Origin of the sequence: Phenylobacterium sp., assembly GCF_016793225.1 — a bacterium.
Taxonomy (GTDB): domain Bacteria; phylum Pseudomonadota; class Alphaproteobacteria; order Caulobacterales; family Caulobacteraceae; genus Phenylobacterium.
On the sequence record NZ_JAEUMN010000010.1, the window covers coordinates 1 to 23,804 of the forward strand.

27 protein-coding genes are annotated in these 23,804 nt (G+C 70.7%); 9 read left to right on the top strand and 18 right to left on the bottom strand.

What is annotated here, in order from left to right; all coding sequences use genetic code 11:
* Both recO and JNK30_RS00685 read right to left on the bottom strand, forming a co-directional pair.
* Positions 1 to 606 (bottom strand): DNA repair protein RecO (gene recO, locus JNK30_RS00680; protein WP_293479223.1); only part of this gene is annotated, 606 nt, incomplete at its 3' end.
* A gap of 165 nt (positions 607 to 771) precedes the next feature.
* Positions 772 to 1,587, bottom strand: a complete 816-nt coding sequence (locus JNK30_RS00685) for an arylamine N-acetyltransferase (protein WP_293479224.1) — start codon at positions 1,585 to 1,587, stop codon at positions 772 to 774.
* Between the two features lie 87 nt (positions 1,588 to 1,674).
* Between JNK30_RS00685 and JNK30_RS00690 the strand changes: the two genes are divergently transcribed.
* Both JNK30_RS00690 and JNK30_RS00695 read left to right on the top strand, forming a co-directional pair.
* The gene (locus JNK30_RS00690; protein WP_293479226.1) at positions 1,675 to 2,721 is read left to right on the top strand and encodes a C45 family peptidase; all 1,047 of its coding nucleotides are present in this window, start codon (positions 1,675 to 1,677) and stop codon (positions 2,719 to 2,721) included.
* Between the two features lie 5 nt (positions 2,722 to 2,726).
* On the top strand, positions 2,727 to 4,319 hold the full coding sequence (locus JNK30_RS00695; protein ID WP_293479228.1) for a peptide ABC transporter substrate-binding protein: 1,593 nt from the start codon (positions 2,727 to 2,729) through the stop codon (positions 4,317 to 4,319).
* Between the two features lie 25 nt (positions 4,320 to 4,344).
* Here JNK30_RS00695 and JNK30_RS00700 read toward each other — a convergent pair whose 3' ends face one another.
* From JNK30_RS00700 to lepB, 6 genes are all read right to left on the bottom strand, one after another.
* The gene (locus JNK30_RS00700) at positions 4,345 to 5,508 is read right to left on the bottom strand and encodes a serine hydrolase (protein WP_293479230.1); all 1,164 of its coding nucleotides are present in this window, start codon (positions 5,506 to 5,508) and stop codon (positions 4,345 to 4,347) included.
* Between the two features lie 30 nt (positions 5,509 to 5,538).
* Complete coding sequence (locus JNK30_RS00705) at positions 5,539 to 6,858, bottom strand: J domain-containing protein (RefSeq protein ID WP_293479232.1); 1,320 nt, start codon at positions 6,856 to 6,858, stop codon at positions 5,539 to 5,541.
* Positions 6,855 to 8,558, bottom strand: a complete 1,704-nt coding sequence (locus JNK30_RS00710; RefSeq protein WP_293479234.1) for an Hsp70 family protein — start codon at positions 8,556 to 8,558, stop codon at positions 6,855 to 6,857. Before JNK30_RS00710 ends, JNK30_RS00705 begins: the two co-directional genes overlap by 4 nt.
* Before the next feature lie 141 nt (positions 8,559 to 8,699).
* The gene (gene era, locus JNK30_RS00715; protein WP_293479235.1) at positions 8,700 to 9,626 is read right to left on the bottom strand and encodes a GTPase Era; all 927 of its coding nucleotides are present in this window, start codon (positions 9,624 to 9,626) and stop codon (positions 8,700 to 8,702) included.
* On the bottom strand, positions 9,623 to 10,342 hold the full coding sequence (gene rnc, locus JNK30_RS00720; protein ID WP_293479236.1) for a ribonuclease III: 720 nt from the start codon (positions 10,340 to 10,342) through the stop codon (positions 9,623 to 9,625). The genes era and rnc overlap by 4 nt, the downstream gene beginning before the upstream one ends.
* Positions 10,343 to 10,349: 7 nt before the next feature.
* Positions 10,350 to 11,132: a signal peptidase I gene (gene lepB / locus JNK30_RS00725; protein WP_293479238.1), complete on the bottom strand. Its 783-nt coding sequence runs from the start codon at positions 11,130 to 11,132 to the stop codon at positions 10,350 to 10,352.
* A gap of 185 nt (positions 11,133 to 11,317) precedes the next feature.
* Here lepB and JNK30_RS00730 point away from each other — a divergent pair, with 185 nt between their 5' ends.
* Positions 11,318 to 11,683, top strand: a complete 366-nt coding sequence (locus JNK30_RS00730) for a nuclear transport factor 2 family protein (protein ID WP_293479240.1) — start codon at positions 11,318 to 11,320, stop codon at positions 11,681 to 11,683.
* Between the two features lie 119 nt (positions 11,684 to 11,802).
* Here the strand turns inward: JNK30_RS00730 and JNK30_RS00735 are convergent, their stop codons facing one another.
* Entirely contained in the window at positions 11,803 to 12,384 is a 582-nt protein-coding gene (locus JNK30_RS00735; protein ID WP_293479242.1) for an SRPBCC family protein, read from the bottom strand.
* A gap of 31 nt (positions 12,385 to 12,415) precedes the next feature.
* Positions 12,416 to 12,736 (bottom strand): hypothetical protein, encoded by a 321-nt coding sequence (locus JNK30_RS00740; RefSeq protein ID WP_293479244.1) that lies wholly within the window; start codon positions 12,734 to 12,736, stop codon positions 12,416 to 12,418.
* 144 nt (positions 12,737 to 12,880) lie between these two features.
* Here JNK30_RS00740 and JNK30_RS00745 point away from each other — a divergent pair, with 144 nt between their 5' ends.
* Positions 12,881 to 13,825: a DUF808 domain-containing protein gene (locus JNK30_RS00745; protein ID WP_293479246.1), complete on the top strand. Its 945-nt coding sequence runs from the start codon at positions 12,881 to 12,883 to the stop codon at positions 13,823 to 13,825.
* Positions 13,826 to 13,837: 12 nt separating this feature from the next.
* Here JNK30_RS00745 and JNK30_RS00750 read toward each other — a convergent pair whose 3' ends face one another.
* The 4 genes from JNK30_RS00750 to pyrE all read right to left on the bottom strand — a co-directional run bounded on the left by JNK30_RS00750 (position 13,838) and on the right by pyrE (position 16,069).
* Complete coding sequence (locus JNK30_RS00750; RefSeq protein WP_293479248.1) at positions 13,838 to 14,251, bottom strand: DUF2147 domain-containing protein; 414 nt, start codon at positions 14,249 to 14,251, stop codon at positions 13,838 to 13,840.
* 80 nt (positions 14,252 to 14,331) lie between these two features.
* Positions 14,332 to 14,733 (bottom strand): holo-ACP synthase, encoded by a 402-nt coding sequence (gene acpS, locus JNK30_RS00755; protein WP_293479250.1) that lies wholly within the window; start codon positions 14,731 to 14,733, stop codon positions 14,332 to 14,334.
* Positions 14,730 to 15,488: a pyridoxine 5'-phosphate synthase gene (locus JNK30_RS00760; RefSeq protein ID WP_293479252.1), complete on the bottom strand. Its 759-nt coding sequence runs from the start codon at positions 15,486 to 15,488 to the stop codon at positions 14,730 to 14,732. Before JNK30_RS00760 ends, acpS begins: the two co-directional genes overlap by 4 nt.
* A complete protein-coding gene (pyrE, locus tag JNK30_RS00765; RefSeq protein ID WP_293479254.1) occupies positions 15,485 to 16,069 on the bottom strand; it encodes an orotate phosphoribosyltransferase in 585 nt (194 codons plus the stop codon). The genes JNK30_RS00760 and pyrE overlap by 4 nt, the downstream gene beginning before the upstream one ends.
* Positions 16,070 to 16,186: 117 nt before the next feature.
* Here pyrE and JNK30_RS00770 point away from each other — a divergent pair, with 117 nt between their 5' ends.
* Together JNK30_RS00770 and JNK30_RS00775 are read left to right on the top strand one after the other, a co-directional pair.
* Positions 16,187 to 17,218, top strand: a complete 1,032-nt coding sequence (locus tag JNK30_RS00770) for a hypothetical protein (protein WP_293479256.1) — start codon at positions 16,187 to 16,189, stop codon at positions 17,216 to 17,218.
* Positions 17,219 to 17,292: 74 nt separating this feature from the next.
* Entirely contained in the window at positions 17,293 to 17,688 is a 396-nt protein-coding gene (locus JNK30_RS00775) for a hypothetical protein (RefSeq protein WP_293479258.1), read from the top strand.
* Here JNK30_RS00775 and JNK30_RS00780 read toward each other — a convergent pair whose 3' ends face one another.
* The 4 genes from JNK30_RS00780 to folK form a co-directional block, all read right to left on the bottom strand.
* Positions 17,689 to 19,896, bottom strand: a complete 2,208-nt coding sequence (locus JNK30_RS00780) for a bifunctional (p)ppGpp synthetase/guanosine-3',5'-bis(diphosphate) 3'-pyrophosphohydrolase (RefSeq protein ID WP_293479260.1) — start codon at positions 19,894 to 19,896, stop codon at positions 17,689 to 17,691. It abuts the gene before it with no gap.
* 71 nt (positions 19,897 to 19,967) lie between these two features.
* Positions 19,968 to 20,327: a DNA-directed RNA polymerase subunit omega gene (gene rpoZ / locus JNK30_RS00785; protein ID WP_293479262.1), complete on the bottom strand. Its 360-nt coding sequence runs from the start codon at positions 20,325 to 20,327 to the stop codon at positions 19,968 to 19,970.
* A gap of 90 nt (positions 20,328 to 20,417) precedes the next feature.
* On the bottom strand, positions 20,418 to 20,834 hold the full coding sequence (locus JNK30_RS00790; protein ID WP_293479264.1) for a YciI family protein: 417 nt from the start codon (positions 20,832 to 20,834) through the stop codon (positions 20,418 to 20,420).
* A gap of 239 nt (positions 20,835 to 21,073) precedes the next feature.
* Positions 21,074 to 21,589, bottom strand: coding sequence for a 2-amino-4-hydroxy-6-hydroxymethyldihydropteridine diphosphokinase (gene folK, locus JNK30_RS00795; RefSeq protein WP_293479311.1), 516 nt, complete (start codon positions 21,587 to 21,589; stop codon positions 21,074 to 21,076).
* On the opposite strand from folK, the gene JNK30_RS00800 reads away from it, so the two are divergent.
* The 3 genes from JNK30_RS00800 (at position 21,588) to JNK30_RS00810 (ending at position 23,726) form a co-directional block, all read left to right on the top strand.
* The gene (locus tag JNK30_RS00800; RefSeq protein WP_293479266.1) at positions 21,588 to 22,175 is read left to right on the top strand and encodes an NYN domain-containing protein; all 588 of its coding nucleotides are present in this window, start codon (positions 21,588 to 21,590) and stop codon (positions 22,173 to 22,175) included. The two genes, folK and JNK30_RS00800, sit on opposite strands and share 2 nt — an antisense overlap.
* Complete coding sequence (locus JNK30_RS00805; RefSeq protein ID WP_293479268.1) at positions 22,156 to 22,809, top strand: uracil-DNA glycosylase; 654 nt, start codon at positions 22,156 to 22,158, stop codon at positions 22,807 to 22,809. Before JNK30_RS00800 ends, JNK30_RS00805 begins: the two co-directional genes overlap by 20 nt.
* A gap of 104 nt (positions 22,810 to 22,913) precedes the next feature.
* Positions 22,914 to 23,726 (top strand): enoyl-CoA hydratase-related protein, encoded by an 813-nt coding sequence (locus JNK30_RS00810; protein ID WP_293479270.1) that lies wholly within the window; start codon positions 22,914 to 22,916, stop codon positions 23,724 to 23,726.
* Positions 23,727 to 23,804 lie beyond the last annotated feature (78 nt).

Below are 23,804 nucleotides of genomic sequence, written 5' to 3' on the forward strand. Positions count from 1 at the left end.
ATCGCCGGGCAGGAGCCGGCCCTGCGCCGAGAGCAGGAAGGCGGGGAGCGCCAGCAGCCGCTCGCGATAGGGTTCGCCCGCCTCGCGACTGACGGCCCGGCCGGTGCGGGGGCTGACGTAGACCAGGTCGTCGACGGCGCCGGTGGCGGCGCAGCGCGAGAGGTCGAGGCCGAAGCCCAGGTCCTGCAGCAGCCCGGCCTCGAAGCGCACGAAGACGGCGGGCCAGATCTCGGCGTGCGCGAGGGCGGCGGCCAGCGCCTCGAAGGCGAGGAAGGCCCCCGGGTGCGGCTCGCGTTCGGGCAGCGCGCCTGCGGTGACGGCGGCGGCGGCGGCCAGGCCCGCCAGCGCCAGGGGATCGTCGAAGAGCGCTGCCGGCCCCTCACCCTGGGGTTCAAGGACCGCCGAGCCCAGCTGTTCGGCGACCCGGGCGCGGTAGCGGACGAGGCCACGGGCGCCGGGCTGCAGATGCGGTCGCATGCGCTTGGAGCCGCCGCCGGCGACGTGGGCGGCCCAGCGCCCGTGCCGGGCCGTGAGCAGCTCGACGATGGCCCCGCTCTCGCCGTGGGCGCGGGCCGAGAGCACGTAGGCGTCGTCGGTGAATTCCATCGGATCAAGCTGTGGGCTCCGCCCGAGGAAATCCAGCCCCCGGAAACAGCGTCCGCAGCGGCGGCGTCCGAGGCGGCGCTGTCCGGCCTGAAGGCGCTGCTGGAGGTCTACCGGGCGCAGGTGATGCGCGGGGCGCGCCGTCAGGCGGCGTAGAGCCTCACCCGTTCAGGGCGCGCCCCGGGCCGCCGTCTCGATCGCCGGACGCCACGACGGCTCGACGGGCAGGCCGAAGGTCTCGCGCAGGTGGTGCTCGATGCCGTCGGCGTCGAGGAACGCATAGGTGGGCTCGCCGCCCACGGGCCGGATCGCCAGGCGGTTGAAGAGCAGGCCGTAGCGGGCCTCCGGCGTCGTGCGGCCGGCCAGCAGGGTGTGGCGGAAGTGGCTGGTCGGGTGCGTGGAGGTGAACCAGTTGGCCATCTCGTAGTCGCGTGGCTCGCAGGGCGTCAGCGAGACGTCGTAGGCCGCGACCCAGCCGGCCTCGCGGCGCACCTCGAGGCGCAGTTCGTCGCCGACGGGCGTCAGGCGGTAGACGTCGTGCGGGGTTTCCGTCTCGACGTGCGGCGCGAGCGGCAGGGGCGTGGTGAGCACGCAGCCGCCGAATCCCACGTCGACCAGGCGGCGGCCCGGCTCGCCGGGAATCTCGACGCTCAGCACCTGGTGCGTGCGCGGCTGGGCCGGCGCGTCGGGCGGCATGTTCCAGCGGACCCGGGCGGCGAGCCCGGTGACCCGGAAGCCCAGGGCCTCCAGCACACGGCGGAACAGGCTGTTCTGCTCGAAGCAGTAGCCCCCTCGCCCGCCCGCGATGATCTTGGCGTCCACGGCCGCGGGCGAGATGTCGACCCCGCGGTCCAGCAGGCAGTCGATGGCCTCGAAGGTCACCGCGGCGGGATGCAGGGCGTGCAGGCGCGCCAGCACCTGCGGCGTGGCCGCGCGCGGGCCGTCGTAGCCGATACGGGCGAAGTAGGCGTCGAGGTCAACCATGCCGCTGACTAGTCCGCCGCGCGGCCCGGCGGAAGGGGTTGCGGGCCGGCGTCAGCGATGCACACGCTGGGTGCGGGAGGGTCGGACATGCTCCAGATCGTCGACATGGCGGGCGACGCGCGGACGCGCGGCGTCGCCTGCGGGCGGGCGCTGGCGGGCCGGATCGCGGCGCACATGGCCGACTGGGAGCGGTGGCTGGCGGCGGCGACCGGCCGGCCCGGCCTCGACTACGTGCGGGCGATGGTGCGCGACACCGACTACCGGACCGCCATCGCCGCCCACACGCCCGATCTGATGGAGGAGGTGCAGGGCCTGGCCGAGGGCGCGGGCGCCGATCCGGACCTGGTCTACGGCCTGCAGCTGATGGACGAGGAGTGGTTCTACCGGGGCCGGGCGATCCAGAAATGCACCAGCTTCGCGGTTGTCGAGCCCGGCGGCGACGCCTGGATCGGCCAGAACATGGACCTGGGCGCCTACACGGACGGCCATCAGGTGATGCTGCGGATCGCGGCCGACGGCGATCGCCCTGCCGCCCTGGTGTTCACGACAGCGGGCGTCATCGGGCTCATGGGCGTGAACGATGCCGGCGTCGGCGTTTGCGTGAACTCGCTGCCTCAGTTGCCGGCCGCGCCGCATGGCCTGCCCGTGGCGTTCGTGTTGCGGCGGCTGCTGCAGGCGCGCAGCGTGACCGAAGCGGCTGAACTGGCCTGCACGCTGCCGCACGCGACGAACCAGCACTACGTGATCGCAGGGCCGGGCGCGGTGCGCGCGTTCGAGACAAGCTCTGCGGGGGTCGTTGAGTACATGCCGCCGGATCCGGCGCGCGTGTTCCACACCAATCATCCCCTGTCGGACGTCGAGGCCGCGCCCGAAAGCGAAGCTGCTCGGCGGAACTCGGTTCGGCGGCTGGCCTCGGTGACGGCGCGGCTGGCTCAGGGACGCCCCGGGCTGCCGGAGTATCAGGCCGCATTGTGCGCCCGCGACGATCCCGAGCATCCGGTCTGCCGGGAGGGCGGTGGGAACATCGGCTTCACGTGCGGGGCGATGATCGCGCGGGTGGCGCCCGGCGAAGTCGAGGCCTGGGCGAGCCCCGGCCCGCCGCGGCGCGAAGGCTTCACGGCCGTGGGCTTCTGAGCCCGATGCGGCGGGCTCTGCTGGCGACCGTGCTGGCGTTGCTGGCGGCGGGTTGCGGCAAGGGTCCTGTCACGCGGGGCGACTGTCCGACCGACGAGCGCTGCCTGCGGGCCGGCAACGTCTCGGACCCCGGTACGCTGGACCCCGCCCGCGCCTTCGTGAAGCAGGAGCAGACGGTCATCAACGACTTGCTCGTGGGGCTCACCACCTTCGACGCCGCCGGGCGGCCGGTTCCGGGCATCGCCGAGCGCTGGACCGTCAGCCCCGACCGGCTCACCTGGACCTTCCACCTGCGCCCCGCTCAGTGGTCGGACGGGGTTGCGATGACGGCGCAGGACTTCGTGTTCTCGCTGCGCCGGGTGGCGGACCCGAAGACCGGCGCGCTCTATGCCAATCTGATCTACCCGTTCCTGAACGCGCGGGCGGTGATCCGCGGCCGCCTTCCCCCCGAGCGCCTGGGCGTCGAGGCGCCGGATTCCCGGACGGTCGTGATCCGGCTCGAGCATCCCGTCCCCTACCTGCCCGACCTGATGGCCCACTACGGCCTCGTGCCCGTGCCGCCGCACGCGGTGCGCCGCTGGGGCGACGGCTGGACCGCGCCGGGCCGGTTCGTCTCGAACGGGCCGTTCCGGCTGGCCGAGTGGCGGCTGGGCGACCGGCTGATCCTGGTGAAGAACCCGCGCTTCCACGACGCCTCCAGCGTCTGCCTGGATCGCGTCGTCTACCTGCCGATCAACGACTACGTCTCAGCCGAACGGCAGGTGAAGCGCGGCGAGCTGGACCTCAACTCGGCCTTCGCGGCCAACCGCATCCGGTATCTTCGGGGCGCGGGCGGCATGGGCGCCTATGTGCGCACGCACCCGTGGACCGACCTCGTCTACGTCGTCTTCAACCAGAAGCATCCGCCGTTCCAGGACGTGCGGGTGCGCCAGGCGCTGGCCATGGCGATCGACCGCCAGTTCATCGCCCGCAGGCTGCTGGGCGCGGGCCAGGCGCCGGCCGACGCCTTCGTGCCGCCCGGCATGGGAGCCCTGCCCGCCGCGCCCGACTGGGCGGGCCTGAGCTTCGCCCAGCGGCAGGCGCGGGCGAAGGCGCTGCTGGCGCAGGCCGGATACGGGCCGGAGCGGCCGCTGCGGTTCCAGCTCAAGACCTTCATCGCCTTCGAGCGGGTGACGCCGGTGCTGCAGGCCGACTGGCGCGCGATCGGCGTGGAGGTGACGCTCTCCACCACCGACATTCCGGTGTTCTTCGGCGAACTGCAGACGGGCGCGTTCGAGGCGGGTCTCACCGACTGGATCGCGGACTATCCCGATCCGACCAACTTCCTGAACCTGATGCGCTCGGACGAGCCCGGCGCGAACTACGGCGGCTTCGAGGATCCCGAGTACGACCGGCTGGTGGGCGCCGCCGAACGGGAGGCCGACGCCGGGGCGCGAGCCCGGCTCCTGCAGGCGGCCGAGCGGCGACTGCTGCAGGCCGCGCCCGTGGCCCCCGTCTGGGTCAACCCGAGCCAGAACCTGGTGAACCCCCGCATCACGGGCTGGGTGGACAACGTCGCGGACGTGCACCCCAAGCGCTGGGTCTGCTTCCGCGAGTGACGCCGCAGCGCGGCCCCGCCCGGCCCTACCGGTGCGCGGCGGCGGCCGTGCGGACGGCGCGCTGGAAGGCCGAGAGGGCGTCGAAAAGCGCCTTGTCGTCGGGCTTCGGCCACTGGGAGTTGACGGCGATCACCAGCCGCTCCTTGGGGACGATCAGGATCGACTGGCCGTAGATGCCCGACGCCTCGAACGCCTCGGGGCCGATCCACCAGAAGTAGCCGTAGCCGGCGGGTGCGGGACGGCCGTTGTCGATCTGGCGCGAGGTGGACTCCGCGATCCAGCCGGGCGGCACGACGCGGCGGCCGTCGATCACGCCGTCATCGAGCACGAACTGGCCCAGGCGCGCATAGTCGCCCAGCGTCATCAGCAGGCAACAGCCGGCGAGCTCGCGCCCCTGCGGGTCGACCCGCCAGGCGGCGTCGCGGGCCATGCCGTAGGGCCGCCAGATCTTGCGGGAGAGGTAGTCGGCCAGCGGCTCGCCCACGGCGCGGGCGATGACCAGGCCCGCGAGGTGGGTCTCGGCGGTGTTGTAGTGGAACGCCGCGCCCGGCGGCCGCTCGCGCGGCAGCTTCGCCATGACGTCCGTCAGCGGATCGCTCCCGCCAAGCGCCGCGCGGTACCAGCGGAAGAGGTCGGACGACCCGCCGACGTAGCCCTCCTCCCATTTGACGCCGGAACTCATGGTGAGGAGCTGGCGAACGGTGACGCCCTCGTAGGCCGACCCCTTCAGCTCGGGCACGAACCGCTCGACGCGGTCCGAGAGCCGCAGCCGCCCGTCGCGGATCGCGGCGCCGGCCAGGAGCGACGTCACCGACTTGGCGACCGACTGCGACACCCAGCGATCGGTGGGCTGGCGTCCGCCGGCGTAGCGCTCGAGGATGATCTCGCCGTCCTTCACCACCATGACGCCCGAGACGTTGTACGCGGCCATGTAGCTGTCGAGGGTCCAGCGCTTCCCCTGCCAGTCGTACGCCGGCGCGATCTGCCGGGCGGCGATCGGCAGGCCGCGGGCGACGGGCCCGCGGGGCACGATCCGCACCTTGAAGGGCGTGGCCGTGTCGTTGCCGCCGTCCATCGGCCCGTCGGGCGCCCAGGCGACGGGCGCGGAGGCCTGGCGCGACGGTTGGGCCGTCATCGGCGCGGCGACGGCCAGCAGCGCCGCGATGCTCGGCAGGACAGTTCGGCGCATAGGTCCCTCCCAGGCTCGCCGAAGGCCACCTCAGCAGGGCTCGAAGGCGCCGTCGACCTTGAAGTCCCAGGTCAGCTCGACGTCCATCTTGACCTGGGGGTTGAGCCTCACCGCCCGGCACCAGTCTGCCCGCCCCTCGTCCAGTTCATTGCGCAGGCTGTGGGCGAGCGCGCGCCCGTAGAGGGCGACGGCGTGCTCCGGGTGGTCGACAAGCACCTGATCGAAGCGACGCCGCGCCGCGAGGCCCTTGCCGACCTTGATGTTGAGAAAGCCGTTGTCGAGCAGGACCTCGGCGTTGCCGGGATTGAGGCTGACGGCATGATCGCAGTCGTTGAGCGAACTCTCGCGCCACCAGCCCTCAGCGGTCATCCGGCACAGCCGTGCCCAGGTGTTGGCGTCGTGCGGCTCAGCGTCGGCCTTCATGGCGAGCTGTTCGTTGGTCAGCTCGCCGATCGGAACATCAGGAAAGGGACTGTCGGGCGTCGAGGCGAGGACCACCAGCGCGACGACGCCAGCGATCGCAGACAGCCAGACCATCAGTCTGCGGCGGCGCGCGAGGCGTGGGTCCAGGTGGCGCTTCCACCATTTCACAGACTCCGGACTGAACTCAGGCTCCAGCCATCCGTCAGTGGTCGTGGCCCGTCGCAGGAGCCGGCGCACGGCGTCGCGGTCGAAGCGGGTGTCGCGGCTCTCCTTCCGCGGGGGCGGGCTCGTGAGGAGCTGATAGGCACGCGTGTCGCGGACCTCGGCGCGGTCGGTCACCGTGCGGCCGAGCTCACGGAGGGCATCCACTTCGGGCAGGCTCGCCCAGCCGAGCTGGCCGGCCCGGCGCCAGCCGAAATGGTCAAGCACCGGCCAGACCAGGACGTCGGCTTTGGGCGAGAGCTCAAGCAGGGCCCGGGCAAGGCCCACGCCGGTGTGCTGGAAGACTTCGAGATGGTCCAGGACCGGCGACTTCAGGATGGCGTCGAGGGCGGCTGTCAGGTCGGCGTCGGACGCTCCCCCGGAACGAGCCCGATCGATAAGCGCGCGGCAGGCCGCCCAGTGCTCCTCGAATGGGTCTCGGGCCTCGGCCTCGGGCGACGTCTCGGGCGACGTCTCGGGCGACGACGCAGCTTCGGAGGCCGACGGCGGCCGCGGCTCGCTCTCCCCTTGGACGGCTTCGGCCGCCTTCGGCCCGTGCTCGGCCCAGGCCATCGCCGCTTCGTAGGCGCTTCGGAGGCGCTTGAACGCCTCGGGGTCATCCTCGGGATGCGTGACCTTCAGCCGTTGCGCATAAGCGCGGCGGACCGACCTGGTGTCAGCGGTGGCCGCCAGGCCGAGTTCGGCCCAGACTTCCTCGGGCGTCACAGGACGACCTGACCCTCAAGGCGGTCGAGCGCTTCGGTCAGCTCGTTTCGGTGGTGCTCGATGGCGCGCGGGTCCTGGCCGGCGAGCACGGCCTCGAACTGGTGCATCCAGCCCGCGACGGCGGCGCGCTCGTCGCCCAGCAGGGACTCGAAGCAGCGGGCGGCGCGGGCCAGGACGGCGAGGTTGGCCTGCTCGTCTCGCGGGTGCACCTTGAGGGCCGCCAGCCTGGCCCTTCGCTCGGCGAAGTCGTCGCTGGACACCACGTCCGCATCGGCGATCACCAGTTCGCGTCGCTCGCCCGTCTCGGGGACGAGGACGTCCACTTCCAGCAGGCCATTGATGTCGTACGAGAAGCGGCAACTGATCGCGACCTGGCCTGCGGGCTTTGGCGGCACCTGGATGTCGACCGAGCCCAGATGGATGTTCTCGCTTACGAAGCGTGACTCGCCCTGGTAGACGCGCACCTCGATGTAGGGCTGGTTGTCGACCATTGTGCTGAAGACCTGCTCGCGGCTCGCCGGCACCGTGGTGTTGCGCTCAAGGATCGGCGCGAAGAGGCCATCCCGGACCCCGCCGTTCGGCAGGCTTTCCGCGACGCAGATTCCCAGCGAATAGGGGCAGACGTCGGTCAGCACGATCTCGTCGAGGGCCGCGTCGCGCGCCTTCAGCCCGGCCTGAATGGCGGCTCCCCGGGCCACGGCCTCATCGGGGTCGATCGCGCTCGAGGGGAAGCGGCCGAACATGCGGGTGACGGCCCGGCGGACCAGGGGCATGCGGGTCGCGCCGCCCACCAGGATCACCTCGTCCATCTCGTCCACGCGCAGGCGCCCGTCCTGCAGGGCGCGAAGCACCGGCTCGCGCAGCCGTGCGACGAGCGGCTCGGCCCAGCTCTCGTATTCGTCGACCGTGACCGTCATCTCCTCGCGATGGCCCTGCCAGGTGAGCGCGAGCGTGGCTTGAGGCTCGGTCGACAGGGCGCGCTTGGCGCGTTCGGCCAGGTCGCGGATCTTCTGGGTGAGCGCGTCGACCCGCTCGAGCTTCAACCCAAGGGCCTCTCCGAAACGGGCGCGCATGCGGGCGACCAGGATCTCGTTGAAGTCCTCGCCTCCGAGCCGGTTGTCGCCGGAGGACGCACGGACCTCGAGCACGCCCTCGAAGATCTCCAGGATCGAGACGTCGAAAGTGCCGCCGCCCAGGTCGAAAACCAGGAACCGGGTCTCGCGTCCTCGCTCAGCGATGCCATAGGCCAGCGCCGCGGCGGTGGGCTCGTTGATCAGGCGGTCGACCTTGAGGCCGGCGAGTTGCCCCGCCTGGCGGGTGGCCTTGCGCTGCTTGTCGTTGAAGTAGGCCGGGACGGTGATGACGGCCTCGGTGACGGGTTCGCGCAGGAAAGCCTCTGCGTCGGCCTTGAGGCTGCGCAGCACCACCGCCGAGAGTTCCTCGGGCGTGAAGGTCACCTGGCCAAGCCGCACCTTTCGCTGGGTCCCCATGTAGCGCTTGAAGGCGGTGGCGGTGAGCTCGGGATGGGTCACCTGCCGCTCCCGGGCGGCAAGGCCGACGATGACGTTCTGCTTCTCGTCTAAGCTGACCGCCGACGGCGTGAGCACGTGCCCCAGGCTGTTGGGGATCATGACGACCTGACCGTCGCGCCAGATCGCAACCGCGCTGTTTGTCGTCCCAAGGTCGATACCGATAATCACGCGCGTCCCCCTCGGGGACGCCCGCACCCCTGGGCGCGCCCGGGCCAAATCTGGCGCAAACCGGAGGGCATCGTCACGCTTGTTTTTCGAGTGTTGTCCGCCGGGCCGCGGGCGGCCGTTCTCAACAGGCGGCCTCGCGGATCAGGCGTCGAAGTCGAGGCCGACGGGGCCGTAGAACTCGCGCTTGTCGGCCCAGCGTTCGTCCACGGCCACGTGGAGGAACAGGTGAACGGGCCTGTCGAGCAGCTCGGCGAGCTCCTCGCGGGCCTTCTGGCCGATCCACTTCAGGGTCTGGCCGCCCTTGCCGAGGATGATCGGGCGCTGGCTCTCGCGCTCGACGTAGATGGTCTGCTCGATGCGGACGCCGCCGTCCTTGCGCTCCTCGAAGGCGGTGGTTTCCACCGCGGCCGAGTACGGCAGCTCCTCGTGGACGCGCAGGTAGAGCTTCTCGCGGGTGATCTCGGCGGCGAGCAGGCGGGCCGGCAGGTCGGCGGTCTGGTCCTCGGGGTAGTACCAGGGGTTCTCCGGCATCAGGGCCGCGAGCCGCGCCTTCAGGTCGTCGACGCCGTCGCCGGTCTTCGCCGAGATCATGAAGACCTCGTCGTAGACGCCGGTCTCGAACAGCGTCTGCGAGACGCCCAGCAGCTCCTCCCGCTTCATGCCGTCGATCTTGTTGAGGGCGAGGATCGCCTTGCGACCGGCCTTCTTCAGGCCCCCGACGATCGACTCGACGTCGGCCTGGGCCTTGCGGTCGGCCGGACTGTCGTGGAGCTGGGCGGGCACGTCCACGAGGTGGACCACCGCGTCGGCGTCCTCGGCCCCGCCCCAGGCGGCCCGCACCATCGCCCGGTCCAGCCGGCGGCGGGGGCTGAAGATGCCGGGCGTGTCCACCAGCACGATCTGCGCGTCGCCGTGGATCGCCACGCCGCGGACCGGGAACCGCGTGGTCTGCACCTTCTGGGTCACGATCGAGACCTTGGCGCCGACGAGGCGGTTGGTGAGGGTCGACTTGCCCGCGTTGGGCGCGCCGATGATCGCCGCGAAGCCGGCGTGCTGGGTCTGGGTCATGGGATCTCGGCGGCCTCCGGGCCTTCGCCTTCGCGCTTCTGCAGCATCGCCTGGGCGGCGGCCTTCTCGGCGGCCTGGCGCGAGCCGCCCTGGCCGCGCTCCTCGGCGAAGCCCTTGACGCGGACCGCCACCGTGAAGGCCGGGGCGTGGGCCGGCCCCTCCCGCGACAGCACCTCGTAGGCGGGCAGCGGCAGGCCCTGTCCCTGCGCCCACTCCTGGAGGCGGGTCTTGGGGTCCTTGGCGCGCGGGGTGTCGATATGCTCGAACTCCGGCGCCCAGAAGACGTCGAAGAAGGCCCGCGCGGCGCCCAGTCCGCCGTCGATGTAGAGCGCGGCGATCAGCGCCTCGCAGGCGTCGCCCATGACCGCGTCGGACCGCCGGGCGCCGACCTTGGTGGCGCTGGCCGAGAGGCGCAGGGCGGCCGGCAGGCCCGCCCGCTCGGCGGCGCGGGCGCAGGCGTGGTAGTTCACGAGGGCGGCCAGCCTGCGGCTCATCTCCCCTTCCCGCGCGTCGGGGTCCAGGGCCATCAACCGCTCGGCGGCGCAGAGGTTCAGCACCCGGTCTCCGAGGAACTCCAGGCGTTCGTTGTGGCGCACCTCGCGCGCGCCGTCGCCGACGCTGGCGTGGGTGAGCGCGCGCTCCAGGAGGTCGCGGTCGGAAAAGGTGTAGCCGATCCGGCGTTCGAGCTCTTCGACCGCCGCCGCCCGGGCGTTCATTCCGGGCTCACTTGAGGATCTTGAAGAACCGGCTGGGACGGGCGTCGAGGATCCACGTCCAGGGCTTGAAGATCGAGGCCTCCGGCTTCCAGGACAGCAGGATGATCTGGGCCTTGCCCACGAGGTTCTCGGCCGGGACGAAGCCGACGCCGCCGAAGCCGGACGGGACCCGGCTGTCCAGCGAGTTGTCGCGGTTGTCCCCCATGGCGAAGTAGTAGCCCTCGGGCACGACAAAGGCCTCGGTGTTGTCGAGCTGGCCGTCCGTGCCGAAGTCCTGGGTCACGAACCTGCGGCCGTCCGCCAGGGTTTCCTGGTAACGGGGCACGTCGACCGCGCCGTTGGGCGTCTCGGTGCGCGCGGGCGAGAGCGCGTCGCGCTGGACCAGCTGGTCGTTCACGTAGAGCAGGCCGTTCCGCATCTGCACGCGGTCGCCGGCCACGCCGATGATCCGCTTCACGTAGTCGGTGCGACCGTCGCTCGGCAGCTTGAAGACCGCGATGTCGCCCCGCTTTGCGGGCTGATCCATGATCCGGCCCTCGAACAGCGGCGGGCTGAACGGGATCGAGTGGCGCGAGTAGCCGTAGCTGAACTTCGAGACGATGATGTAGTCGCCCTCGTAGAGGTTGGGCTCCATCGAGGCGGACGGGATGGTGAACGGCTGGAAGAACAGGATCCGCAGGAACAGCGCGATCAGGAGCGCGTAGACGATCGTCTTCACGATCTCGACGAATTCCTGGACCGCGTTGCTCTTCTCGGGGGCCTGGGCGCCGCCCTGCACGTTCTCGCTCATGGAAGTCCCTGGTCCGCGCCGCGCCGTCCCGAAGCGGCCGTTAGCTAGCCGCTGGATACCCCATGAGCAAGTTCGGCGCCCGTGAACATTGCGACAGGCGACGATCGAGCGCGGCCGCCGGCCTGGGCGGGCGGGCCAATTCATGCTGTTTCCTGCCTCCCACGTTCGCCGAAGGAGCCTGACCCATGCCGACCCGCGAGACCGTCGACGCCTTCGTGGCCCAGGTGCTGCGCGGCGAGCACGTGGAGGCGATCCGGGACTGGTACGCCGAGGACGCCTCGATGCAGGAGAACCAGCAGCCGCCGCGCGCGGGCCGCGAAACCCTGATGGCCGGCGAGGCCCGGACCCTGGCGCGCGTGGCGGCGGTGAAGACCGAGCTCCTGGCGCCGCCGCTGGTGGACGGCGACCGCGTGGCCATCCACTGGCGCTTCACCTTCACCTCGAAGGCGGGCGAGGACCGCAGCTTCGAGGAGATCGCCCTGCAGACCTGGCGCGGCGACAAGGTCTGGCGCGAGGTGTTCTGGTACGACCCGGCGCAGATGACGGGGTAACCCGGCGCGGCGTCTCTGCGTCCTGCCTCACAGCCGGCGCCACCGACCCCTCCACCATGCTGGCGCATGGTCCCCCTCCCCTTGCAGGGGAGGACCGGAGGCTGTGTCCCCGGGCGACGCTATCCGCGCTCCACGGCGGCCTTGATGGCGGCGAGCCCGGCCCGCATCCAGGCGCCATAGGGTCCGTTCAGGAAGGCCAGCTTCAGCAGGAAGCCGCCGAGCCCGGGGCCCAGGACGCCCGGAAAGACATCGGGCTTCAGCTCGAACGAATAGGTCCAGGTGACGCGCGTCCGGTCGCCCTCGGCCGTGTAGAGGAAGTCTCCCAGACCGTAGCGGAGCGCCTTGGCGGCGGGCGTGGTGTAACCCCAGACCACATAGCGGAAGCGCCAGGCCGTCTCGGACCTTTCGTTGTCCAGCACCTGTTCGACCACCGTGGTGCCGTCGGTCAGGAACACGAGGTGACGGCCGCCCACCGGCCCGAAGCCGTTCGGCGTGAGCGGCAGGGTGTCGACCACGCCCGGGAGACCGGCCGCAGCCGGGTGGCGGCGGCTGAGGGGCGTGGCGTCCACCGCCCGAACCGTTTCGGCGAACGGGCGGTCGATCAGCGTCGTCTCGACGCGGCTCACCACCCGGTCCGACACGGGCGGGTGCGGCGTCTCGACAAAGCCTGGCGGCAGGCTCCGGCGGATCGTTTCGGACATGGCCCCTCCCCCTCGCGCCGCCGATCGGCGGCTACTTGATCTTGATGGTGGCCGCGCCCTGCGGCCCCTCGATGTCGAAGCTGTCGCCCGACTTCTTGTCCGCGGGATACGCCACGCACTGCTCGTTCGGATCAAAGTTCGATTTCGTGCACAGCTTGTCGCCGTCCCGCCGCCACTCGCCGGTGACCTGGCCTTCCATGGCGGTGAACTTGCCGTCGGGCGTGTACTTCACGTCGATCTCCATCCCCTGCACGCTGAGGATGATGCCCTTGCCCACGACCTCGTCGATCGTATCGGCGGCGGCCGGCGTCGCCAGCGCCAGGCAGGCGGCGGCCAGGATCAGTCTCTGCATCGTCATCTCCCCGATCTGTCGACGGACGCCGTCGAGGCGACCGCATACGGCGACGCTAGCACACATCCCGCTGCTTGACGCCGGCACGGGAAGCGTCGGATGGGATGGCCGGGCCGGACCCGACGGCCGTCGCGAGGCGAGCGCATGGCGTCTGGACTGGCTGCACTTCTGGACGACGTCGCCGCCATCGCCAAGCTGGCCGCCGCCTCGCTCGACGACGTCGGCGCGGCCGCGGGCAAGGCCGGCGCGAAGGCCGCCGGCGTGGTGGTGGACGACGCGGCGGTGACGCCGGGCTACGCCATGGGCTTCACGCCCGACCGCGAGCTGCCGATCGTGGGCAAGATCGCCCTCGGGTCGCTCAAGAACAAGTTCCTGTTCCTCCTGCCGGGCGCGCTGCTCCTCAGCGCCTTCGCCCCATGGGCGGTGACGCCGCTGCTCATGATCGGCGGCGCCTATCTCTGCTTCGAGGCCGCCGAGAAGATCCTCGAGGCCGTCCAGGGGGAGCATGCGGACGACCAGCCCGAAGAGCTCGCGCTCTCGTCCGAGGAGATGGAGAAGGAGAAGGTCGCCGGCGCCATCCGGACCGACCTGATCCTGTCGGCCGAGATCATGGCCATCGCCCTGGCGCAGGTGGAGACCCTTTCGTTGCCGATGCAGGCCGCGGCGCTCGCCCTGGTCGCGCTGGCCATCACCGTGGGGGTCTACGGCGTGGTCGGCCTCATCGTGAAGATGGACGACATCGGCCTGCACCTGGCCCAGCGGCGCGCCGCGGCCCTGCAGGGCGCGGGGCGCGCGCTGGTGAAGGGCATGCCGGCGGTGCTGAGCCTGCTGTCGACGGTGGGCACCGCGGCCATGCTTTGGGTCGGCGGCGGCATCATCGTGCACGGCCTTCACGAGTATCACTTCACGCCGGTTCCGGCCTGGATCGAGCACGCCGCGCACGCGGTCGCCGACGCCACGCCCGGCGGCCTCGGCGCCGTCAGCGGGTGGATCGTCACCGCCGGGCTGTCAGGCGTCGTGGGCCTCGCCGTCGGGGCCGTGATCGCGGGCGTCCTGCACCTCGTCCCGCGCCGCAAGACCGCGCACTGAGCGCGGCCGGCGTCAGCTCTTCTCGATCCGGGTCCAGACCTGGGTCTTGCAGAGGATGTTGCCGATGAAGCAGCCCTTGGCGCGCAGGCGCTGGGCGTCGATCGGCTCGGCCTGGCCGCTGAAGGTGCGGTTCAGGTCGGGTACGAACACCTTGCCCTGCCAGACGCCGTTCTTGCGCGGCTGGAACTCGCGGAACAGCTGCAGGCCGATCAGGTTGGGCGTCCCGCCCTCGCGCGCGTCACGCTTGGCCTTCTCGCTGGCCCAGACGACGTAGCCGCAGGCGCCCTGGGCGCAGGGGCGGATGTCCACGTGCACCGAGTTCTTGGGATTGCGCCAGGTGCCGAACAGGCTCGCATCCTGCGCCGCGGCGGCGGGCGTGGCGCTCAGCAGGGCGATGGCGGCGAGGACGAGCTTCAGCTTGGGCATTCCAATTCTCTGGCGGAACAACGCGGCGCATATGCGGCGTTCCGCATGAGCGTCAAATGAACAACGTTCTGCCCGGACGTTCAGGTTTCCGGCAGCGCTTCGATGATGACGAACGCCTGAGCATACGGATGATCGTCGGTGAGCGACAGGTGGATGACGGCCCGATGGCCCGGCGGCGTCATCTCCTGCAGGCGGGCGAGCGCGCCGCCGGTGAGCTGCATCGTGGGCTGGCCCGAGCGCATGTTGACCACGCCCATGTCGCGCCAGAAGACACCGCGGCGCATGCCGGTGCCCAGCGCCTTGGCGCAGGCCTCCTTCGCGGCGAAGCGCTTGGCGTAGCTGGCGGCGGCGTCGGCCTTGCGCTCGGACCGGGTCCGCTCGAGCTCGGTGAAGACGCGGTGTCGGAACCTGTCGCCGAAGCGGTCCAGGCTCGCCTGGATGCGCCGGATGTCGGAGAGGTCGGAGCCGAGGCCGAGGATCATGCGGCCCGAGTCACGCGTGCTTCGTCCATCAGCGCCCGCATGCGCTGGATGGCGGGCCCGAGGCCGATGAAAATCGCTTCGCCGATCAGGAAATGGCCGATGTTGAGCTCGGCCACCTGAGGGATGGCGGCGATCGGCTTGACCGTCTCGTAGTCGATGCCGTGGCCGGCGTGCACCTCGAGGCCCAGGTCGGCCGCGCGTTCGGCGGCGGCGGCAAGGCCCTTCAGCAGCGCCTCGGCCTGGGGCTTCCGTTCGCGGACCGCCTGGCAGTAGGCGCCGGTGTGCAGCTCGACCACCTGGGCGCCGACGGCCTGCGCCGCCTGCACCTGGGCGTCGTCGGCGTCGATGAAGAGCGAGACCCGGATCCCGGCGTCGGCCATCCGGCGCACGACGGGGGCGATGGCGTTGCGGCCGCGCACGACGTCGAGGCCGCCCTCGGTCGTGACCTCCTCGCGCCGCTCGGGCACGAGGCATGCGGCGTGCGGGCGATGGGCGAGCGCGATCGCCTCCATCTCGGGCGTCACCGCGCATTCGAAGTTCAGCGGCCGGCCGCGGCGGCGGCAGATGACCGCGAGCGCGTCGATGTCGGCGTCGGAGATGTGGCGGCGGTCCTCGCGCAGGTGGGCGGTGATCCCGTCCGCGCCGGCCGCCAGGGCCATCTCGGCCGCGCGCACGGGGTCGGGATAGCCCTCGCCCCGCGCGTTCCGCACGGTGGCGACGTGGTCGATGTTCACGCCGAGTCTCAGCCGGCTCACTTGCGCAGCCTCTTGGAGCCCGGCTCCTCGGCGGGGATGGCGGCGAGTTCGGGCGGGATCTCGTCCGGCGCGTAGCTGGGCACGTCGACGGTGGCCAGCGCCACGAGCGGCCAGCCCACGTCGGCCCGACCGCCGGACCGGTCGACGATGCACGCGCAGCAGAGCACCTGGCCGCCCGCCGCCTCGATCGGCTCCACCGCCTCGCGGAAGCTGCCGCCGGTGGTGATGACGTCCTCGACCACGACGACCTTGGCCCCCGGCGCGATCGTGAAGGCGCGCCGCAGCTTGAACCGGCTGTCCTCGCGCTCGACGTAGATCGACGGCACGCCGAGCGCGCGGGCGACCTCGTAGCCGGGGATGATCGCGCCCACCGCGGGCGCCACGATCACGTCGGGCTTGCCGAACCGTTCGACGATCTTCGCCGCCAGGGCCTTGCAGAGCCGTTCGGTGCGGTCGGCGTACTGGAAGACCAGGTTCTTCTGCAGGAACATCGGGGAATGGCGGCCGCTGGCCAGGATGAAGTGGCCTTCGCGCAGGGCGCCGGCGCCGCGGAATTCCTCGAGGACGTCGTCGGTGTTCATGGTCTGCGAGATAGTCCCGTTTTCGGCGCGCCGGAAGGTCCCCCGGCCCGGCGGACGCGCGCCACTTTTCGGGCGTATCGAAAGGATGCGTTAGCCCGCAACCGCTAAAGCTCAGCCATGGCCGATGGTGCGGGCATCAATCCGCCGACGAGCGCAACAGCGCCGGGCGGGCAGGAGATGTTTCCGGGAGACTTCCCGGAAGGTCTGAAGCCGCGCCTGCGGCTCTTCTTCAGCGCCGACCTGGTCGAGGCCACCCGCTACAAGCAGTCCCGCAACGTCTGGCGGCCCGAAATCCTGAATTTCTACAGGGACTTCGACTTCATTCTGAAGGCCGAGCATCGGGCCTTCGCCGACCGCCATCAGCCGGACCTGACCGCCCCCACGTTCTGGAAGAGCAACGGCGACGAGCTTCTCTACGTCTGCGAGATGGCGAGCCCCGGCGAGGCCCATGCGCTGATGTACGTCTGGCTGACGGCGCTGGAGCGCTACCGCGCCACCACGGCCGACGACGCCGAGCACCTGGACGTGAAATCGACGGCCTGGATCGCGCTTTTCCCGGCGCCGAACGCCGAGATCTTCTTCCGCCGCGGCGACTTCGGGCCGCTGGACCAGTCGGCGCGCGACCCGCTGGTCGTGCAGTCCGAGATCCGTGACGAGTGGTACGCCTATCCCTTCGGCTCCACGATCACGCGCGAGTTCGTGGGCCCCTCGATCGACACGGGGTTCCGGCTGACCGCCTGGGCGACGCCCTGGCGCATGGCGCTGTCCGTCGATCTCGCCTTCCTGTTGATGGGCACCTCGCCCGGCGGCATCGGGCAGCTGCGGCTGAACCTGAGCGGCTGCGCGCGCCTGAAGGGCGTGGCCTGCGACCAGCCGTACCCGCACCTCTGGGTCCCCGTGGGCGGCCGGGCCGCCGCCGAGGAACTGCGCTGCGAGCCCTATATCGACGACCAGCAGGTGATCCGCGCCTTCTGCGAGGCGCTGATCGAGCAGAACTACAGCTCGATCACGCCGCTCTTCATCGAGCCCGGGCGGACCGACAGCTACGACTGGGTGCCCCCCTACATCCTGAAGCGGATCCGGGCGCACTGGCGCGACGAGATCGAGCATCGCCTGGCCATCGAGGAACTGGCGCGCCTGGGGGCGTGATCGGCGCTTGCCGCAGGCCCACCGCGGCGACACACTCAACTTCCTCGGGGGGCGGCACGGAACACATGCTCAGGATGCTTATGCTGGCGGCTGCCTTGTTGATCGCAGCGCCTGCCGTCGCGCAGAACGTCGCGCCCGACGATGTCGCGAACGGCTTCTTTCAGAAACTGAAATCCGGCCAGACGGCCAAGGCTTACCGGGACCTCTGGCAAGGGACGCTCATGGACCGGAAGCAGGCCGAAGTGGACTTCGTCATCAGCCAGACTGACCTGATTATGAAGGCCTATGGCCCCATGGCGGACTGGGAGCTGATGAAGGACGACGTCCTGTCGCCCAGCTTCCGCATCCGCACCTATCTCGTCCGCTTCGACGCCGGGGCCTTGTTCTTCAAGCTTCAGTTCTACCGTGCGCCGAGAGGATGGATGGTGCTGAACCTCGATTTCCGCGACCGTTACGCGGCCCTGCCCTAGCTAGCCCTTCGTCCGCTCGACGTCTTCCACGCTGGGATTGGCGCGCAGCGCCGCAGAGATGTGGGTCAGGTGGCGGGCGTCGTTGACGTCCACGTCGATGTCGACGGCGAAGAAGTCGGACTGCCGGTGGTGCATGCGCAGGCCCACGATGTTGCCGCCCGCGTCGCCGATGATGGTGCAGACCTGGCCCAGCACGCCCGGCGCATTGCGGATGGTGGCCGTGAGCCGCGCGCGGGCCGTGGCGTTGCGCTCGGCCTCGGGCGTCCACTGCAGGTCGCGCCAGAGCTCCTCACGGTCCTCGTACTGGGCGAGCTGCTCGCAGTCGATCGTATGGACCGTGAGGCCGCGCCCGTCGTTCTCGAGGATGCCGACGATACGGTCGCCGGGCACGGGTGAGCAGCACTCGCCGAAATGCAGCGACACGCCGGGCGTGAGGCCGCTGCCCCGGACGTAGAGCCGGGCGCCCTTGCCGTCCTGGATGTGCTGGCGGGCGGTGGCCGCCTCGCGCTCGGCCGCCTTCAGGCCGGGGAAGACCGTCTCCAGCACCTGGGCCGGCGAGGCCCGGCCGCGGCCGACGGCGTCGAACAGCTCGTCCTCGCTGGCGACCGCGAAGCGCTCCATCGCCGGGCGCAGGGAGACGTCCTTGCGGCTCTTCCCGGCGGCCTCGAACATCTGGTCCACCGTCGCGCGGCCGAGGCGGATGAACTCCTCGCGCTCGGTCTGGCGGATGTGGCGGCGGATCGCCGAGCGGGCGCGGCCGGTCACCGTGAGCGAGCGCCAGTCGGGCGGCACCACCGGCTTGCCGCCGCGGATCACCTCGACCACGTCGCCGTTGGAGAGCGCGGTGCGCAGCGGCTTCAGCTCGCCGTTGATCTTGGCGCCGATGGTGGTGTCGCCGATGTCGGTATGCAGGGCGTAGGCGAAGTCGAGCGGCATGGCGCCGCGCGGCAGGCTGACCAGCTGGCCCTTCGGCGTGAAGACGAACACCTGGTCGAGGTACATCTCGAGCTTGGCGTGCTCGACCAGCTCCTCGGCGTCTCCGCCGTGCTCCAGCACCTGGACGAGGTGGCGCAGGTTGACCAGCGGGTCCCGGCCGCCGGCTGCCTTCTGGTGCTCGGGGTCGAAGCCGTACGAGGTGTTCTTGTAGCGCCAGTGGGCCGCCACCCCTTCCTCGGCCACCAGGTCCATGGCCTCGGTGCGGATCTGCATCTCGATGCGCATGCCGCGGTACCCGACCACGGTGGTGTGCAGCGAACGATAGTTGTTCCGCTTGGGGGTGGAGATGAAGTCCTTGAACCGCTCGGGAACGCTGGGCCACGCGCGGTGGATCACGCCCAGGGCGCGATAGCAGTCCTCCTCGGAGTCGGTGATGACCCGGAAGGCGTAGATGTCGGAAAGCTGAGAGAATCCAATCGATTTCCGCTGCAGCTTGCGCCAGATCGAATAGGCGCTCTTCTCCCGGCCGTAGACGCGTGCGGGGATGCCCGCCGCCTGCAGCCGCGTGGTGATCTCCTGGCTGACCGCCGAGACCGCCCCGCCCTGCTCGCTGCGCAGCACCTCCAGCCGCCGAAGGATGGCGTTGCGTCCCACCGGGTTGAGGTGGGCGAAGGCCAGCTCCTCCAGCTCCTCGCAGATGCGGTGCACGCCGATGGAGCGGGCCAGCGGGCCGTAGATGTCGAGCGTCTCGCGCGCGATCCGCTCGCGCTTGGCGGCCTGCTTGATGAAGTGCAGCGTCCGCATGTTGTGCAGCCGGTCGGCCAGCTTCACGAGGAGGACGCGGACGTCCTTGGAGATGGCGAGGATGAACTTCCGCAGGTTCTCGGCCTGGCGGAGGTGGTCCTGGGAGAGCTCCAGCTTGGAGAGCTTGGTGACGCCCTCCACCAGCTCGGCGATCTCGGCGCCGAACAGCTGCTCGACCTGCTCCCGGGTGGCGTCGGTGTCCTCGATGACGTCGTGCAGGAGGGCCGTGACGATCGTCTCGGTGTCGAGCCGGTAGTCCGTGAGGATGCCGGCCACCTCGATCGGGTGGGCGAAATAGGGGTCGCCGGACGCCCGCTTCTGCGAGCCGTGCTGGCGCATGGCGTAGACATAGGCGCGGTTCAGCAGCGCCTCGTCGGCCGTGGGGTCGTAGGAGCGGACCTTCTCGATCAGCTCGAACTGGCGCAGCATCTTGGGCCGCGGCGGGCTGGCCGCGGCCGGCGCCGGCATAGGTGCGTCTTTAGGGGGTGCGGCGGGCTGGACCGCCGCGTCCTGGATCAGAGGGTCTGCGCCTTCCGGGCTCAGTACCGCTCCTCCTGGCCGCCGTCACGGTCGCTCTGCAGCGCGCGGACCAGTTCCAGCTCGCTCATCTGCATGTGGGTCGGATCGGCCAGCAGGGCGAGGGTTTCGGCCTCTTCCTCGGCTTCCGAACGCTCGTCGACACGCTGCAGGGACGCGATCACGCTCTCCCGCAGTTCCTCGCCATCGACCACGTCGTCGGCGATCTCGCGCAGGGCCACGACCGGGTTCTTGTCGTTGTCGCGGTCGACCATGATCTGCGAGCCGGCCGAGATGGCGCGGGCGCGATGGGCGGACAGGAGAACGAGCGAGAAGCGGTTCGGGACCTTCTCGATGCAGTCTTCGACGGTGACGCGGGCCATTCAATCTCTCGGAGCGGCGGGGAAGTAGAACCGGCGAAGATAGAGCTTCGGGCCATTTTGTGCAACGCCGCAAAGGCCGCAGGCCCGCCGTCAGCCTCCGCCGAGGATCCGCTGCGCGTCGGCCTTGAGCTCGGGCGTGAAGGCGTCGCCGAAGTCCTCGATCTCGTAGAGCGGGCGGACTTCCAGCTCTACCTCACCGTCGCCGTCGAGGGCCGGCCAGCGCTTCGCCCATTCCAGGACCTCGGCCAGGGAGCCCGCTTCGACGAGCGTGAAGCCGGCGACGATCTCCTTGGTCTCGGCGAACGGGCCGTCGATGACCAGCGGCTTGCCGTTCCGGAACTTGACGCGCGCGCCCTCCCGCGACGGCTTCAGCCCGTCGCCGCCCAGGATCTTCAGCGAGCGCCCCATCGCCTCGTGGTAGGCCATCATCGCCTCGGCGAGCTCGGGCGTGGCCTCGTCGGCGCCCTCGCTGTTGGCGTCGGCCTTGCGGATGATGATGAAGCGCATGGAGTCCTCCGTGACCCGGCCGCCATGTGCCGGCCGTTCCCGAGCCTAGGACGGACCGCGGTCGCTGACGCCGACATTCCGGCCGCTTGGGCGACAGTAGGATTCAACCACGAACGACACGAACGACACGAACGGGTCCAGGCGGATAGCCGCGCCGCCTGGAGCGACCGCGCGGCGCGTTCGCCTGGTTCGTGTGGCTCGTGGTCCAGAGGGCGCCTGCGGCGCGCCTTGCGACGGGATCAGGCGCGCGCGGCGTCGCGACCGACGGTCGTCGCGGACACCAGCTCCGCGGCCGTCTTTTCCAGCACGGGATGCCGCCAGTCGGGCGCGATCTCGGCCAGGGGGCCCATGACGAAGAGGCGTTCGTGGGCGCGGGGGTGCGGGACCACCAGGCCCGGCTCGTCCAGCACGCGGCGGCCATGGGCGATGAGATCCAGGTCGAGGGTGCGCGGCGCGTTGCGGGCCCAGCGCTCGCGGCCCATCTCGGCCTCCAGCTTGAGAAGGGCGGCCAGCACGCCGGCGGGTCCGGCGTTCGCCTCGACAAGAACGACGCCGTTGCGATACTCAGGGCCATTGGGATCGGGCCAGGCGGCCGAGCGCCACCAGGACGACCGCACGAGGATTTTCAGGCCGACATCCGGGAACCGCGCCAGCGCCGCCTCCAGGAGCGCCTCGGACGAGCCGTACGGCCCCGGAAGGTTGCTCCCCAGCGCGATGACGACGGCGTCCTGCAGGTCGGGGAGTTGGTTGGCGATGACGTTCTATCCTACCGACCGGCTGGCCTTGTTCATCGACGGCGCCAACCTCTATTCCGCCGCCAAAAACCTCGGCTTCGACATCGACTACCGGAAGCTCCTCGACGAGTTCAAGAAGCGCTCGGTGCTGGTCCGGGCCTACTACTACACCGCCCTCGTCGAGAACGAGGATTACTCGCCGATCCGGCCGCTGGTCGACTGGCTGGACTACAACGGCTACCGCCTCGTCACGAAGCCGGCGCGAGAGTACGTGGACAGCCACGGCCGCAAGCGCTTCCGGGGCGACATGGACGTCGAGATCGCCGTCGACATGCTGGAGATGGCCGAGCATGCCGACCACATGGTGCTGTTCTCCGGCGACGGGGATTTCCGCCGACTGGTTGAGGCCGTGCAGCGCCGGGGCTCGCGGGTGACGGTCGTCTCGACCGTGAAGAGCCAGCCGCCGATGGTGTCCGACGACCTGCGCCGGCAGGCCGACAACTTCGTGGACCTGGCCGACCTGGCCGACATGATCGGCCGGCCCTCGCGCCTGCCGAAGTTCATTTCCGAGAGCCGCGGGCCCGCACGTGAAGACGCCGAGAGCTGAGGCCCCGCCGGAGGCGCCGGCCGACTGCCCGCTCTGCCCGCGCCTGGTGGCCTACCGCGAGGCCAACAAGGTCAGCGTGCCGGGGGGATTCAACGGCGCCGTGGCCTCGTTCGGCGACGAGGCCGCGCGGCTGTGCGTGGTGGGGCTGGCGCCGGGCCGGATGGGGGCGAACCGCACCGGCCGGCCGTTCACGGGCGACGGCGCCGGGTGGATGCTCTACGAGACCCTGCTGAAGACGGGCTTCGCGCAGGGAACCTACGAAGCGCGGCCGGACGACGGCGTCACGCTCGTGGACTGCATGATCACCAACGCCGTGCGCTGCGCCCCGCCGGGCAACAAGCCGGAGACGGCCGAGGAAGCGACATGCCGGCCGTTCCTCGCCGCCCGCCTGGCCGCCCTGCCCCGGCTGAAGGTGATCGTGACCCTGGGCGACGTCTCGCGGCGCAACGTGCTGCGGGCGCTGGGGCTGAAAGCCTCGGCGGGGATCGCGGGGCACGGGACCGAGTTCCCGGCGGGCCCCTACACGGTGCTGAACAGCTACCACTGCTCGCGACTCAACACGAACACGGGCCGGCTGACGGCGGAGATGTTCGAGGCCGTGTTCCGCCGCGCGCGGGCGATCGTCGAGGGCTGACCGCCTCTCCCCGCGCGCCGCAGGCGCGACGAGAAGGTGAGGAGGCTGTTGCCTCTGCGGAAACGCGCAGTTGGGGTAGGCTCTCCGAAACTCCGGAGGATCCCATGGCCGACAGCGCCGTCACCGCAGATCAGGACGAAGTGCTCTACGAGGTGAGCGAGCACATCGCGACGATCACCTTCAACCGCCCCGAGCGGATGAACACGATCTCAGGCCCGATGCTGAACCAGCTCACCGAGCTGCTGCTGAAGGCCGATCGCGACCGGGACGTGCGCTGCATCATCCTGACGGGCACGGGGCGCGCGTTCTGCGCCGGGCTGAACCTGGGCGGGGCGACCAAGGGCTCGACGGGACTTGAGGGCGCATCGACCTCGACCGACATCGACCTGCGCGCGACGCCGCCTACGGTGCTGTTCAACCTCGGAACGCCGACCATCTGCGCGCTGAACGGCTCGGCCGCGGGCTACGGGATGGACACGGCGCTGGGCTGCGACATCCGCATCATGGCCGACAACGCCAAGATGGCCGCGGCCTTCACCAAGCGCGGGATCGTGCCCGAGAGCGGCGGCACCTGGCTGCTGCCGCGGCTGCTGGGCTGGTCGAAGGCGGCCGAGATCATCTTCACCGGCCGCACCCTGAACGCCGCCGAGTGCGTCGAGCTGGGCTTGGCCTCGCGGGCCGTGCCGGCCGACCAGGTGGCGGCCGAGGCGCGCAAGCTGGCGCTGGAGATCGTCGCCAACGCCCCGCTGGCGGTGCAGGCCTCGAAGCGGCTGATGCGCATGGGCCTGTCCGAGGGCTTCGACGAGCACGTGCACCACGTGTTCCTCCAGCTCCTGCCGCTGCTCAAGACCGAGGACTCGCTGGAAGGCATGCGGGCGTTCATGGAAAAGCGCGAGCCGGCGTTCAAAGGCCGCTGACCTCAACCGCAGGGATCGGGGCGATCCGCAGAGGTGGTGGGGCCCGGGCGGCCCTGCACACTTCGCGGTCGCTGCGGT